12 protein-coding genes are annotated in these 14,444 nt (G+C 38.3%); 3 read left to right on the forward strand and 9 right to left on the reverse strand.

The annotated features are described in order from the left end of the window. Positions 1 to 291: 291 nt before the first annotated feature. The 3 genes from LI954_RS03695 to groES form a co-directional block, all read right to left on the reverse strand. Positions 292 to 1,152, reverse strand: coding sequence for a hypothetical protein (locus LI954_RS03695; RefSeq protein WP_229443666.1), 861 nt, complete (start codon positions 1,150 to 1,152; stop codon positions 292 to 294). A 370-nt stretch (positions 1,153 to 1,522) separates the two neighbouring features. Beyond that, entirely contained in the window at positions 1,523 to 3,151 is a 1,629-nt protein-coding gene (groL, locus tag LI954_RS03700) for a chaperonin GroEL (RefSeq protein ID WP_202064780.1), read from the reverse strand. Between the two features lie 50 nt (positions 3,152 to 3,201). Further along, positions 3,202 to 3,486: a co-chaperone GroES gene (groES, locus tag LI954_RS03705; protein WP_202064781.1), complete on the reverse strand. Its 285-nt coding sequence runs from the start codon at positions 3,484 to 3,486 to the stop codon at positions 3,202 to 3,204. Between the two features lie 240 nt (positions 3,487 to 3,726). Between groES and LI954_RS03710 the strand changes: the two genes are divergently transcribed. Both LI954_RS03710 and LI954_RS03715 read left to right on the forward strand, forming a co-directional pair. Continuing rightward, on the forward strand, positions 3,727 to 3,903 hold the full coding sequence (locus tag LI954_RS03710) for a hypothetical protein (RefSeq protein ID WP_202064783.1): 177 nt from the start codon (positions 3,727 to 3,729) through the stop codon (positions 3,901 to 3,903). A 71-nt stretch (positions 3,904 to 3,974) separates the two neighbouring features. After that, on the forward strand, positions 3,975 to 4,640 hold the full coding sequence (locus LI954_RS03715; RefSeq protein ID WP_202064785.1) for a CPBP family intramembrane glutamic endopeptidase: 666 nt from the start codon (positions 3,975 to 3,977) through the stop codon (positions 4,638 to 4,640). Positions 4,641 to 4,766: 126 nt separating this feature from the next. Here the strand turns inward: LI954_RS03715 and LI954_RS03720 are convergent, their stop codons facing one another. Beyond that, positions 4,767 to 5,423 (reverse strand): redox-sensing transcriptional repressor Rex, encoded by a 657-nt coding sequence (locus LI954_RS03720; RefSeq protein WP_202064787.1) that lies wholly within the window; start codon positions 5,421 to 5,423, stop codon positions 4,767 to 4,769. A 199-nt stretch (positions 5,424 to 5,622) separates the two neighbouring features. Between LI954_RS03720 and LI954_RS03725 the strand changes: the two genes are divergently transcribed. Then, the gene (locus LI954_RS03725) at positions 5,623 to 7,557 is read left to right on the forward strand and encodes an ABC-F family ATP-binding cassette domain-containing protein (protein ID WP_229443668.1); all 1,935 of its coding nucleotides are present in this window, start codon (positions 5,623 to 5,625) and stop codon (positions 7,555 to 7,557) included. 106 nt (positions 7,558 to 7,663) lie between these two features. Here LI954_RS03725 and LI954_RS03730 read toward each other — a convergent pair whose 3' ends face one another. The 5 genes from LI954_RS03730 to LI954_RS03750 form a co-directional block, all read right to left on the reverse strand. Continuing rightward, positions 7,664 to 9,463: a choline/carnitine O-acyltransferase gene (locus LI954_RS03730; protein ID WP_229443670.1), complete on the reverse strand. Its 1,800-nt coding sequence runs from the start codon at positions 9,461 to 9,463 to the stop codon at positions 7,664 to 7,666. 416 nt (positions 9,464 to 9,879) lie between these two features. Beyond that, positions 9,880 to 10,326 carry a D-aminoacyl-tRNA deacylase gene (gene dtd, locus LI954_RS03735; RefSeq protein ID WP_202064793.1) on the reverse strand — a complete coding sequence of 149 codons (447 nt, stop codon included), beginning with the start codon at positions 10,324 to 10,326 and terminating at the stop codon, positions 9,880 to 9,882. An 11-nt stretch (positions 10,327 to 10,337) separates the two neighbouring features. Beyond that, positions 10,338 to 12,551 (reverse strand): RelA/SpoT family protein, encoded by a 2,214-nt coding sequence (locus tag LI954_RS03740; protein WP_229443672.1) that lies wholly within the window; start codon positions 12,549 to 12,551, stop codon positions 10,338 to 10,340. 488 nt (positions 12,552 to 13,039) lie between these two features. Next, positions 13,040 to 13,681, reverse strand: a complete 642-nt coding sequence (locus tag LI954_RS03745) for a deoxyribose-phosphate aldolase (protein ID WP_202064796.1) — start codon at positions 13,679 to 13,681, stop codon at positions 13,040 to 13,042. A gap of 10 nt (positions 13,682 to 13,691) precedes the next feature. After that, positions 13,692 to 14,444: a 16S rRNA (uracil(1498)-N(3))-methyltransferase gene (locus tag LI954_RS03750; RefSeq protein ID WP_202064797.1), complete on the reverse strand. Its 753-nt coding sequence runs from the start codon at positions 14,442 to 14,444 to the stop codon at positions 13,692 to 13,694.

A 14,444-nucleotide genomic window follows, 5' to 3' on the forward strand; every position in this document is an offset into this window, starting at 1 on the left:
TTGGTTAACTTCATATATACTTGACTGCCGTTCCGGAATTGAACAGAACCTAGGAATAGTTGCAGGTTTAATTACAAATAATCTTTACATTTACTTAAAACAAAAGTTTTCATAAGTCTGGCTCTCCTTTTCCCATGCACAAATAAATAACAGCACAAAAAGCACTCCATCCACGAAATTTCCCAGACACAGCGCTAAAATATTGCTTATTCAATTTATTCCCACATACGATTTTAGTTGTCTCACTTAATATTTAGAGCCCCAAGTAGGCAATGGGCTAGTTAATTAAAATTAGTTTTCTTGCTCATTTTTACTTTTGATTTCTTTAATAATAAATCTAAGGAAATTTTTTGCATTGTTTTCAGTCTTTTGCTTTAAATACATGTTTAGAACAATCAAACCTACTATAACAGCTGTAGAAAGAACAAAAATAATAATTATTATCCCCACATTTTTTGTCTCTTCATTAACATAATAATCAATTCCATTTTTTAAAGCAGCTAAAATAGAAGCGATAAAAGTAACACTTAAAATACTCTCAATTATTTTTTCTTTGTATATTTTACTTGAGTTTTCAAATTTTATAAATCTGTCAATCGAAACTAAGTACTCTTTAGTCGCTTCGTCAAGCAAATCTACAATTTCAATCACAGAACCAAGAAAATATTTTTCAACACTAGGTACTTTAAACTTTTTGCTATCTGATCTGCTCTCTTCTATAATTATACCCCCAGTCTCTTTAAAATACTCTTTCACTTTCTCATTTTGAGATAGTGATTTTACTACCAAGGTCGCACTCCCCACATCGTTATTGCTGACCCATTTAAATAACCCTGAATACATGTTGGTTAATTTGGTAATAGAATTCTCTGCAGAAATATCTACTATTATTATAATTATAGAAATAGCTAAAAGAATTGCTGACAAAAACATAAGAATTCCAAAAACCAGGATAAATTTTGTTGCAAACATTTTTTTGTCGATATCGTAAATAAGAGCACTAAAAAATAATGCATTGAAACAAAAAAGAATTACTCCAAAAGCTAACCTAAAAGCTCTAAAGTTAAAAATCCACCTAATTAGCTTAGAAATCAACCTTATAATCTCACCTATAATAGGTATCAATAAAATTTTGTCCCATACTTGCCTCATATATTACTCCTTTATTTCTTACTTTGTATGAATGATACACCATGTCTTACCTATTATAAACAAGAAATCACTTTTAGGTTGATAGAATATTAATTTTTTGCTTTTCAATCGCTTCCTGTAAGTATCTTTTTTTGAAAATATCTATCCAGTTATCATAATATGTATTTTTCCTTTTAGATCATCTAATCGAGTAATCCCACCTTTGGCTGTTAAAGCATCCATGGTTCTTTTAGCCGATTGTTGTAATTCCGGATTGGTTAACCTTATTTCCCGCTTACATAATTTTTTTTAGAAAGTTTTGCCCTATAAGCCGTTAAAAATAACAGAAAATTAAAAAGAACCCTGATTTCTCAAGGTTCTTAGAGGTTGCTTACATCATTCCGCCCATTCCCATTGAAGGGTCCATAGCCGGTGCTGCTGCTCCGGCAGGTTCAGGCTTGTCTGCAACAACTGCTTCAGTTGTCAGCAGTAATGCTGCTACAGAAGCTGCGTTTTGCAATGCAGAACGAGTTACTTTTGTTGGATCAACGATTCCGGCTTCCACCATGTTTACCCATTCACCATTTGCTGCATTGAATCCTGTTCCCAATTCGATATTTTTCAGTTTGTCTACAATAACAGAACCTTCATAACCAGCATTTTCTGCAATTTGGCGAATTGGTTCTTCCAATGCACGAATAACGATTTTCACACCTGTTGCTATGTCACCTTCAACTTCTACTTCAGAAACTTTTCCGATCACATTCACCAGTGCAGTACCACCACCTGATACCATACCTTCTTCAACAGCTGCACGAGTTGCATTCAATGCGTCTTCGATTCGCAATTTCAATTCTTTCAATTCTGTTTCAGTAGCAGCACCGACTTTAACAACAGCTACACCACCGGCTAATTTAGCTAAACGTTCTTGTAGTTTTTCACGATCAAAATCAGAAGTAGTATCACCGATTTGGTTTTTAATCAATTGAACGCGTGCTTCAATCGCTTCTTTCCCTCCGGCACCTTCTACGATAGTTGTATTGTCTTTATCAACAACGACTTTACTTGCATTACCAAGATTTTCAATGGTTGTATCTTTTAATTCAAGTCCCAGTTCTTCTGTGATCACTGTTCCGCCAGTTAATACTGCAATATCTTCAAGCATTGCTTTACGACGATCGCCAAAGCCTGGTGCTTTTACTGCAACAACATTAAATGTTCCGCGAATTTTGTTCAATACCAATGTTGGCAATGCTTCGCCATCCACATCGTCAGCAATAATCAGCAACGGACGAGATTGCTGTAAAATTTGTTCCAGCAATGGCAGAATATCCTGAATATTGGAGATTTTCTTGTCAGTAATCAAAATGTAAGGATTTTCCAAAACAGCTTCCATCTTGTCGTTGTCAGTTACCATGTATTGAGATAAATAACCGCGATCAAACTGCATTCCTTCAACAACGTCCAGCTCTGTTTCAATTCCTTTTGATTCTTCAATTGTGATAACTCCGTCGTTGCCGACTTTTTCCATTGCATCAGCAATCAGCTGACCCACTTTTTCATCACCTGAAGAAACCGCAGCAACCTGTGCAATCGCTTCTTTTGAATCAACCACCGTTGAAATATTGTGCAGTTCTTCTACTGCAGTTTTTGTTGCCAACTCAATACCGCGGCGAATCCCTAAAGGATTAGCTCCCGCAGTTACATTTTTCAACCCTTCACGAACAATTGCCTGAGTTAATACTGTGGCAGTTGTTGTCCCGTCACCAGCAATATCATTTGTTTTAGAAGCAACCTCTGAAACCAGCTTTGCTCCCATATTTTCAAAATGATCTTCCAGCTCGATTTCCTTTGCAATCGTCACACCATCATTTGTGATCAGTGGAGAACCGAAAGATTTTTCCAAAACTACATTACGACCTTTAGGCCCTAAAGTCACTTTCACTGTATCTGCTAAAATATCAACACCGCGAAGCATTGCCGCACGGGCATCTTCTGAAAATTTAATTTCTTTTGCCATGATTTTCCCACCTTATTTTATTTTTTTAATACTATCTTCTACTTAAAAATTTACTCTACAACTGCGATAATATCTTTTCCGGAAACGATTAAATACTCTTTTCCTTCATATTTAACTTCTGTTCCAGAATACTTTTCAAACATTACGGTATCGCCTTCTTTAACTTCTGCAGGAACTTTTGTACCGTTATCAAGAATACGGCCTTCGCCAACTGCGATAACAGTTCCAGTCTGTGGCTTTTCTTTTGCAGCTGAAGCTAAAACGATGCCTCCCACTGTTTTTTCTTCTTCTTCCGCGACTTCAAGAATGACGCGATCGCCTAATGGTTTTAACACAATAAATCCCTCCATAATAATAATTTTACATACATTAGCACTCTTGATAATCGAGTGCTAACTCACACTATTTATAATACTCATTTCTCTTCTGCTTTGCAAGTCTTTTGAACAGAAAATTTTACCTTTCTTATCTAATTCCCTCTTTCGTTATCTTTCAATTAAACTTTTCAGCAGCTTCATGATAAACTAGAAGAAGAAAAGTATCCTTAATAAAATAAAGAAAAAGGAGTTTATGCTATGAGACAGCGTATAATACAAACTGCTCTTTTAACAATTATTTATCTACTCGTTGCAAATATCGGAAACATTTTCTTTAGAGTAGACAGAACCATCAATTGGACGACCACTTTATGGGAAGCTTTATTTTTTGCGATATTCATTTTTCTATTTCTTGGCTATCGTGACAAAAAATAGAAGAACCTCTTTACCAAAGATTACTTTTGTATGATATACTCTTACTAATTGTTAAATAAGGGAGGATCTTCATGGCTAAAAAGAAAACCAGTATCACTATCACTTTGCTCTATTTCGTTATTTTTCTCTCACCGCTGGCATTGGCTGGTGCTTCTCAGCAAATCGTCATTTTATGGTCGACATTTGCGTATGTTCTGGGCGCTGCTGCAATGATTTTTCTTTATTTTAGAAATCATTCAAAAATAGAAATTGAGCAGGAAGGGAAATTAACTTCACCCGTATTTATTTTACTTCTGGGAATTAGCGGAATATTTATTGCATTAATTCTTCAAGCACTCATTATGGGGATACAAATGGCAATCACAAACACTCAGCCCAGCTCGGAAAATACAGAAAGCATCATCTCTGTTATTGTAGAAAATAAACTGTTTATCCTTGCTACGGCCATTGGCGGTCCTATTATGGAAGAATTTGTCTTTCGCCGTTCATTGATTGACTTGTTTACATTTCCTAAAACAGGATTTTGGCTTGCTGCTGTGATCAGCTCTATACTGTTTTCCGTGATTCATATGGATGGAAATTATTTTGTTTATTTCTTCCTTGGTTTATTTTTTACCATCCTTTATAAAATGACCGGAAAAATTTGGACTTCCGTTATTGCACATTGCGGAATGAATACATTAGTCATTATTCTACAGCTCATTGTTCATTATGGATTGCTGGACCTCCCACAATGATTTGAGAGCTGTTTTGTTATCTAAAAAGAAAAAGCAAACACCAAAAAAGGAATCTTTTCCAGAACATTTTTCAGTTCGGGCAACGACTCCTTTTTGTTTGCTTCATATTTGCTTTTGCAACACTAATTATTCTGATTCTTCCACATCAATTAATTTCTCATCATTATGCAGGAAATAAATCAATGTCTGCAGCTCATTGGTTAAATCAACATTTTGAATCAATACGTGTGACGGAGCTGCCAGACGGGCGATAGTAAAGTTTAGTATCCCTTTGATTCCGGCTTCTGCCAGCTGATTTACTATATCCTGAGCTTTACGTGCAGGCAGTGTTAAAATTGCAACTTCAATCTGCTGCATTTTAATTTGCTCCAGCATATCTTCAATCGGGTAAACAGGTACACCATCCACAATTCTTCCGACAATATCCTCATTAATGTCAAACGCACAGCTCACTCTAATGCTGTTGCTTTGATGAAATTTATATTTCAGAAGTGCGCTACCCAAATTCCCCACACCAATCAGTGCGACATTTGTCAGTTCATCATCATTCAGTGTTTTACCAAAAAAATTCATCAAATTTTCGACATCATATCCGTAACCTCTTTTGCCCAGTTCTCCAAAATAGGAAAAATCACGACGAATGGTTGCACTGTCAACTTGGACTGCTTCACTCAGCTCAGTTGAAGAAACCTTGTTCTTTCCTGCATCATACAAAATTCTTAAGTACCGATAATATAAAGGGAGCCTGCGTGCAGTGGCTCTTGGAATCGTTTGATCTTTCACATTCATACCTCCAACTATTTAAATCTCCTCTAATAGTAATAATAGCAGTTACTCTGAACAAAAAGCAATGTTACTGCTCATAATTATTTTTTATTTCATACTATAATAAAAAAAATACGAAACAGCTGTTTCATCAAACTGAATTTTTCGTTATTTTATGCTACACTGATAGGGATTACTACGAAATGAGGACAGCATAATGATTTTATTACAAGCAAATCAGATTGCCCGCTATTTTGGTGCTGAGACTTTGTTTGAAAACATACAGATGGAAGTGGCGGACAACAGCCGAATTGCTTTAGTTGGACGGAACGGAGCCGGCAAGTCCACACTGCTGAAAATAATCGCCGGCACAGAAACTCCTGATGCCGGAACAATTTCCAAAAGCAAAACCTCAACCTTGGGATATTTGGCCCAAGATACAGGACTTGATTCTGAAAAGAGCGTTTGGGCTGAAATGCTGCTGACATTTGCAGCAATAACTGCAATGGAAAAAAGAATGCACGAGTTAGAGCAAATAATCAGTGAAACAGATCCCGAGAGTTCAGACTATCCGCCTATCCTAAAAGAATATGATCGTCTGCAGCAGGAATTTGCTGATCAAAATGGCTATGGCATAGAAAATGAAATTCGTTCTGTCCTCCATGGATTTGGATTTGACAGCAGTTTTTATGATCGCTCCATCAATTCTCTTTCTGGCGGACAGAAGACACGTCTGGCGTTGGCAAGAATGCTGCTGCAAAAACCTGATCTTCTAATTTTGGACGAACCAACCAACCATCTGGACATCGAAACCCTGTCCTGGCTGGAAAACTATCTGCCGAACTATTCCGGTGCTTTACTGATCGTTTCCCATGACCGTTATTTTCTGGATAAAGTTGTAACTGAAATTTATGAATTAAGCAGAAGAAAGATGCACCACTACAAAGGTAATTATTCAACCTATTTAAAACTGAAGGCTGAAAAGCTGGCGAGTGAGTGGAAAGCATTTGAAAAACAGCAAACTGAAATTAACAAGCTGGAAGATTTTGTTGCCCGTAATCTTGTCAGAGCCTCTACAACCAAGCGTGCACAAAGTCGACGTAAAGTCCTTGAAAAAATGGACCGTTTAGATCGACCTCAAGGTGATGAGAAATCAGCGCACTTTCTTTTTGATATCGAAAAAACTTCCGGCAATGTTGTCCTTCAATTGGAAAATGGAGCAATTGGTTATGCTGAAAAGATACTTTCTGCCCCAATTAACATGGATATTCGCAGACAGGAAGCTATTGCTTTAGTTGGACCTAACGGGATTGGCAAATCCACGCTGCTGAAATCAATTATCGGTGAGCTTCCGTTTATTAAAGGCTCTGTTTCTCTGGGAACAAATGTCTCAATCGGCTACTACGATCAGGAGCAGGCGAATCTTCATGGAAACAAAACGGTTCTTGCAGAATTATGGGATGAGCATCCGACAACACCTGAGAAAGATATCCGTAATGTACTTGGAAGCTTTCTGTTCAGCGGAAATGATGTGGATAAAACCATTCCTTTGCTCAGCGGTGGAGAAAAAGCCCGAGTCGCTCTGGCAAAACTGTCAATGAATAAAGAAAACTTTTTGATTCTTGATGAGCCGACCAACCATTTGGATATTGACAACAAGGAAGTACTCGAAAATGCACTGATTGATTATGAAGGAACCTTGCTTTTCGTTTCTCATGACCGCTATTTTATTAACCGGATTGCAACGAAGGTAATTGAACTGTCAGAAAAAGGCAGCAAGCTGTACCTTGGTGACTATGATTATTATCTGGAAAAGAAAAAAGAGGAAGAAGAGCTCGCTGCTTTGGCAGCTGTCAAAGACCAAAAAGGGGTAACCATTCCGACGAATAAATCAGATTTTTATCAAAATAAAGAGTCTCAGAAACTCTTAAGGACTCTGAAGAGAAAAATTATTCAGATTGAAGAGATGATGACTGAAGTGGATAAAACAATTCATATACTTGAAACAGAGATGAGTCAGCCTGATTCAACTGAAGATCATGTCCTTTTAATAAAACTAAATACACAGCTGGAAGAGGCACAAGCGAAACAAGAAGAGCTCCTTAATACTTGGGAAGAGTTGAGCCTTGAGCTGGAGGAAATGGAGTCTTGATTCCACTCTGAAACATACTAAAAATACTGAGGTTTAAGCAACAGCTGTCGAGCAGTTGTATCCAGAAACTTCAGTATTTTTCTATAGCTATTTTCTTTTCAGCAGATTAAAAATTAACAGCTGTATTTATTTTCTGATCAATCACCAAGTCAAGCAGCTCCGTTATTGCCTGATTGATCGCATCCAGCAGCTGTATCGCTTTTTCTGTCAGCTCTTTTCTAGATGAAATGGTCAGGGCAATACGATTTTCAAGAATACCGTAATACAAGCCAAAACCATCCTGTTCTACTGGTCCAAAACTAAACGATTCCAATAAGTCAGAAGGAATTCCTGTTGTAGAAATAAAATTTTGACTGATTTTTTGAATACCGTCAGAAGAGAAAAAATACTCCGCTTCCACCTTTGCATCAGTCATTTTCTGCAGTCCGAAAAGATGTCGTTCCACCCCCAGCCCTTCTTGGCACCTGCTGATACGCTTGGAATGAGCTTCTATACCACTCATAAACAGCTTATATAAACTCAAATTATCCTGAGCTGATTCCTTCTTCCTGTTGACAAATGCTTCAGCAAACTTCTTTTTTTCAAAACTGACAGAACGGGCACACTCGGTCCTTCCCTGATAGAATTCTCTCATAGCAACAGGCTCATATACAGATTTCAACTCACCGAATACTCTCTGCTGAGCAACTGCCAATGCCATGTGAAAAAGAGCATCCGGACTGATTTTAAATGCCTTTATTTGTTCTTTTCCAACATAGTCCAAAACTAATCGTTGAATACTGCAGGAATTATTTTCAGCTTCTGTCAATTCCTTACATTTTACCAGCTCTGCGCTGATTTCATCAGTCAAATGCCAGTTCAATCTTACTGGTATATTTTGTTCAGCGAGCTTTTGGTCAGCAGCAGCTTTACTGAAATCAATAGAATTTAACTGCTTAAATACTTGGGTCAGCAAATTCATCGCCGGAACGCCATCAACCGCTGTATGCTCCATATTAAAACCAATCCCGCCATTCTCTGTAATGATTGCCTGGATAGTTTTCGTATAAAACTGATCTTTTCCATCTAGCAGCATAGTTGAAATCCGCCCATTTTCCATCATATCATCACCAGCATTAAAAGACAGCATAAATAAAGAATGTTCAATCATTGCCAGATTCTCAGCATTTTCCGGATATTTTTTTAACAGCCGATAGACATGACCCGCCTCGTTTCTTTTAACCCCTGTAGAGTAAGCTAAATTCTTTTCGGCTTCATCTGAATAATTATCCTTAGTCAGAATGAAATGAATCATTGCTAATATTGAATCCTGAGAATGCATCTGTCCGGCATCATTAATGACCTCAAGTTGATAATAGCAGCCGTCATTTACAACTATAACATGCCTGGATGGTTTTGCTGCTTTATAGAAAGAATCACCAAATTCACCCGGAATCCGGCAGCTGCCATAAAAGTTCCCATAAAATGACATATCCAAATGCTCATTTTTACGAGTATAATCCAGCGGAAAACGCTCTTCATAGTAATCTTGACAATTTTTTACCAGAGAGCAGATGACACCGGCAGCCTTCTCAGCACGTGAAGAAAGATGCTTATGGTATTTGGGATTGATAACTAAAGCAAAATTAGATTGGGTTTGCAAATGTCCCTGCAAAGCCAAATAGTTCTCCTCCCAGAACGGAGCAAGCCAGCTGTCTGTTCCTTTGTCGCAATATTCATTCAAGCGTGCTTGAAGTACCATTCCCTCTGCTTCAGCAAACTGCCGGATAATTTGTCTAAACTCATCCATCTCTTCATCCGTCAAAAACGGAGCCGCCCATTCGACAGCTTCTTCCAGTGTATCTTCCAACGCAGGAACAGGCAGTTTCTTCAATAGAGGACGCAACTCTTCTTTATATCGTTTCATTTATTCAGCTCCTTCTTTTGTAAGTATTCATTCAACTATTTATTATACCAGTGAATCCTCTATTCATGACAGTCACAGTAAAAAAGAATCACATCAAAAGTACAAAACCGTCTGTTCTTCATTACGCAGGCTCTTGTTCATTTTTTTAAACTACAAAAAATAAACAACCTAAATATTAAAAATACTGTGTATCTGGATTGCTTCTTCCTTAAAGAAAAAATCAGCCTGCTGGGAGCCTCTTGTTATTTATCGCGTTGTTTCCACTGGATGACTCCCTTTTCACTTCATCCTTACTTGACAGGAGGAGTTTTTTTACTTTGCTTCAATTCTTTTCATTTGTATTTTTTCATGCGTTTGTCATGAAAAAGAGTCATTTCCATTTCTGAAAAATCTTCCAGAAACAGAAATGACTCTTTTTATTTTTCCCGTGTATCAATAACGATTGTGACTGGTCCGTCATTGATTAGAGAAATATCCATGTTGCCGCCAAATTCCCCGGTTTCAACAATAATACCAGCGTCTCTCAGCTGCTGATTAAATGCTTCATAGAGAGGAACAGCCTGCTCAGGTCTGGCAGCCTGAATAAAGCTCGGGCGGTTTCCTTTTTTTGTCTCTGCATACAACGTAAATTGAGAAACACTTAAAATACTTCCCCCTATTGCCTGAATATCCAGATTCATTTTTCCTTCTTCGTCCTCAAAGACACGAAGCTTGCTGATTTTACGTACCAGATACGCCACATCTTCCATAGTATCCTCTACATGAATCCCTAAAAGGATCATAAATCCATGATCAATTTTCCCGATAATAGTACCTGTCAGTTCGACATGAGCTTTTGAAACTCTTTGAATAACAGCCTTCACATTGTCTCCTCCTACCCATTGGTCCGACGAACGCTATAAACATCCGGAACATTTTTGATTTTGTCTACTATTGTTTTTAAATGAGACAGGTTCTGAATTTTCACCGTAAGATGAATCATTGCCATTTTATCCTTAGTTGGCTTCGCTTCTACGCTAACCAAATTTTTGGTCATGGAACTGATCGCTTGTAAAACATCATTCAAGAGACCGCTGCGGTTATAGCCATAGATCTCTAAATCTGCATTATATTCCTTATTCAGATTCTCAGTATCTTCCCACTCCACCTCGATCATACGTTCAGGGAGCTCCTCCTGATGCTGAACATTCGGACAGTCGGCACGGTGAATAGACACCCCACGCCCTTTGGTGATATAGCCGACAATTTTATCTCCCGGTACAGGATTACAGCAGCGGCTTAGGCGGATCAGAAGATTATCAATCCCCTGAATAACAATTCCGCCTTCGTGTCGAACTTTCATCTTATCAGACTCTTTTTTCACAGGCTGAGTCAGCAGTTCTTCTGCTTCCTGCTTCTGCCGTTCCTTTTCCTGCTCTTTTCGTTCTTTTTCAGTCAGACGATTGGAAACCACTTGCGCGCTGATTTCACCATAGCCCACAGCAGCATACAAATCATCTTCCGACTGATAATTGAATCGCTCAACTGCTTCGGAAATTTTAGCTTTGCTCATAAATTCTTTTGGTGTAAAGCCATGCTCTGTCAAGAATTTACTGATCAAGTCATGCCCTTTAATAATATTTACTTCCCGATCCTGAACCTTGAAAAATCGTTTAATTTTATTTCTGGCTTTACTGGTTTTTACCATTTTCAGCCAGTCACGACTGGGACCAAATGAATTAGGTGAAGTCAGAACCTCAATAATATCCCCGTTTTTCAGCGTATAGTCCAGTTGAACCATTTTGCCATTTACTTTGGCACCAGTTGTTTTATTCCCAATCTCAGTATGTACACTGTAGGCAAAATCAAGAGGTCCGGAACCTTTCGGCAGTTCAGTTACATCACCTGTCGGGGTGAAAACATAGACTTTGTCACTAAAAATATCGCCTTTGACACTTTCCATAAAATCAGAAGCATCATAACTTTCGTCTTGAAGCTCCAAAATTTCATGGAACCAGCTAAGTTGTTTGCTTTCTTCATCTTCTTCGACTTTATCTGTTTTTCCTTCTTTATATGCCCAGTGAGCGGCTACCCCAAATTCTGCAATCTGATGCATCTCATGCGTCCGTATTTGAACTTCTATAGGATTTCCTTTTGGACCGATAACTGTCGTATGGATAGACTGATACATATTGGCTTTTGGCATAGCAATGTAATCTTTAAAACGTCCCGGCATTGGTGTCCATTTTGTATGAATCGCTCCCAGCACAGCATAGCAGTCTTTAATGGAATCAACGATGACACGTATAGCCAGTAAATCATAAATTTCCGTAAACTGCTTCTTTTGATCTTTCATCTTCCGATAAATAGAGTAAATGTGCTTCGGTCTTCCATAAATCTCTGCGTAAATTTCTAAATCTTCTGTAGCTTTTTTAATATCTTCTACGGCCTCAGTAATATATTCTTCTCGTTCTTCTCTTTTGGTCTGCATTAAATGTACAATCCGGTAATACTGTTTGGGATTGATATAGCGCAAGGCTGTATCTTCAAGTTCCCATTTAATACGGCTCATCCCTAAACGATGAGCCAGCGGTGCATAAATCTCCAGCGTTTCCTGAGCGATTCGTCTCTGTTTGTCATCCCTCAAATGTTTCAGTGTACGCATATTATGAAGTCTGTCCGCCAGCTTAACCATAATAACCCGTAAATCCTGCGCCATAGCCAGCAACATTTTTCGGTGGTTTTCCGCCAGCTGTTCCTCATGAGACTTATACTTGATTTTACCAAGCTTTGTCACCCCGTCAACCAGCATAGCGACATCTTCGCCAAATTCATTTTTTAAATCTTCCAAAGTTACGTCAGTATCCTCAACGACATCGTGAAGGAACCCCGTTGCAACGGTATGAGGGTCCATATGTAATTCAGCAAGAATGCCCGCCACCTGTATGGGGTGAATAATATAAGGCTCTCCTGATTTTCTCACCTGTCCTTCATGCGCACTTTCAGCGTATTTGTAGGCTTTCTCAACAAAAGCAGTGTGCTGGTCTGACATATATTTTGACACAATGCTTATTACTTGCGGACCGGTTACGATTTCTTCCTTTGACATCGCCCTCACCCTTTCTCTGTATTTATTTTCAACAGACTGCTGCTGCAGTAGTCTGCACAATACAGTCATTGTCTATTGTCAGTTTATATTTTTATAGTTTAACATTAATCAGAGTAAAAAAAAGCCCGAGAAACAATAAATTTTTGATCTGAGCTGAGATTTTTAAAAGAAAGCAGATTAAAGAATGAAAAAATGAATAGACATACGCCCCTATTTTATTCATCCTTTCGCAGCACATTCAATTCCAAAATAACTTTCTATAAAAAATCGACTCAATCCATCAAGAATAGAAATTCGGAAAAACAGTTATTTCTTACAATATGAATATTTATCGTTCAAATCATTCATCTTCAAAAAAACAAACAGCAATTTATCAAAAATTTGTTGAACAATTTTCGTAAACTCCTGCCTGCTTCTCATAACTGACTACTGTCCTTGCTTCTTAAGCAGTAATCATTATACTTAAAATTCTCAATTTTGTCCGCTGCTCACTTCTTTTTCAGCAGCGGCAGAACCTCTCTGGCGTTGTTGATTCCAATCACATCTGCACCTGATTGAAGTAAAATTTCTATCTCCAGTAATGTAGGTGAATTCACATTTACCTGAACTCTCAGCTGGCGTTCCCTTGCGGTACGGAAAATACCCAGATGAAATAATGCATCTTCAACAGATATGCCTGTTCCCAGCAAAATTTCCTTAACATTGACACGTCCAATCTGAAAAGCGATTCTGCTGCGATCCTCCTCTGGCATCTCATCGATATCAATGAAAAATCCTAACTGTCCTTTTCCAAAAGAAAGCGGCTCAAGCATTTGAAAAGTTTGCTTGCTTATCGGCAGATTTTCCAGTGTTGCTGTAATATAGACTTCAGCTGCGCCGTTTCTGTATATTTCACCCGTTTCAAACGCTTGTTTACCCAAGGTTCCAGCGCCCAATGGATAATCTGCAATACTCCCGACCTGTATTGTTGTTCCTTCCAAAAGCTGCTTTGTTCTGGTTATCTGACAGGGCAGCACGATAACAGCTTTGATGCCAAACTCCCTGATAAACAAAATATCTTCCTTCAACTGCTGATCAGTCATAGATGAATCCAACAGCAGTACAGATAATTGTTTTAAATCAATGCCCATAACAACCCCCCTACACCAGTAATTCAAATTGATAGCTGACAGCACTCAGTGCATAAAGCGGTGCAGTTTCAGCTCTTAAAATCCGAGGACCTAATCCGCAGAGAACCCCTCCATTTTGTTCAAATAGATTGATTTCCTCCGGTGAAAAGCCGCCTTCCGGACCAAAAACAATTAAAAGTTTTTCTCCTGGTTTCATTTTTGTCAATGTTTGTGCCAGCGTGCTTCGTTCTCCTTGCTTCGCTGACTCTTCATAGGCAACCAATACTTTCTCATAGATAGAAAATTGATCAATCAATTCTTGTTCTTTTTCAACTAAAGTGATCTCGGGAATCCACTGTCGGTGAGACTGCTCTGCTGCTTCCTGTGCAATTTTTTCCAGTCGTTTTGCTTTATTGCCTTTTTTCTTATGGTCCCATTTTACAATAGAATTTTTAGCTGGAAATCCGATAAAATGATACGCCCCAAGCTCAGTCCCTTTTTGAACAATCCACTCAAGCTTGTCGCCTTTAGGAAATCCGCAGGCGATCGTTACTTTTATTGGAAGCTCCTTAACCGCTTCTTCTTTGGAAATTTCGCTGATCTGGACTTCCGAATCACTGATCTCTGTTATTTCTCCCAGAATGACAATACCGTCTTCAAAAACAAGAAAAAGTTGATCTTCCGGCTTCATGCGCATCACTCGAACAATGTGATGATAATTTTCTCCGTTAACTGAAAACAAGTTTTTCTCTTCATAGGTCTCGTTTATAAAATAACGCTGCAT

Origin of the sequence: Enterococcus sp. CWB-B31 (genome assembly GCF_020567645.1) — a bacterium.
GTDB lineage: Bacteria > Bacillota > Bacilli > Lactobacillales > Enterococcaceae > Enterococcus_L.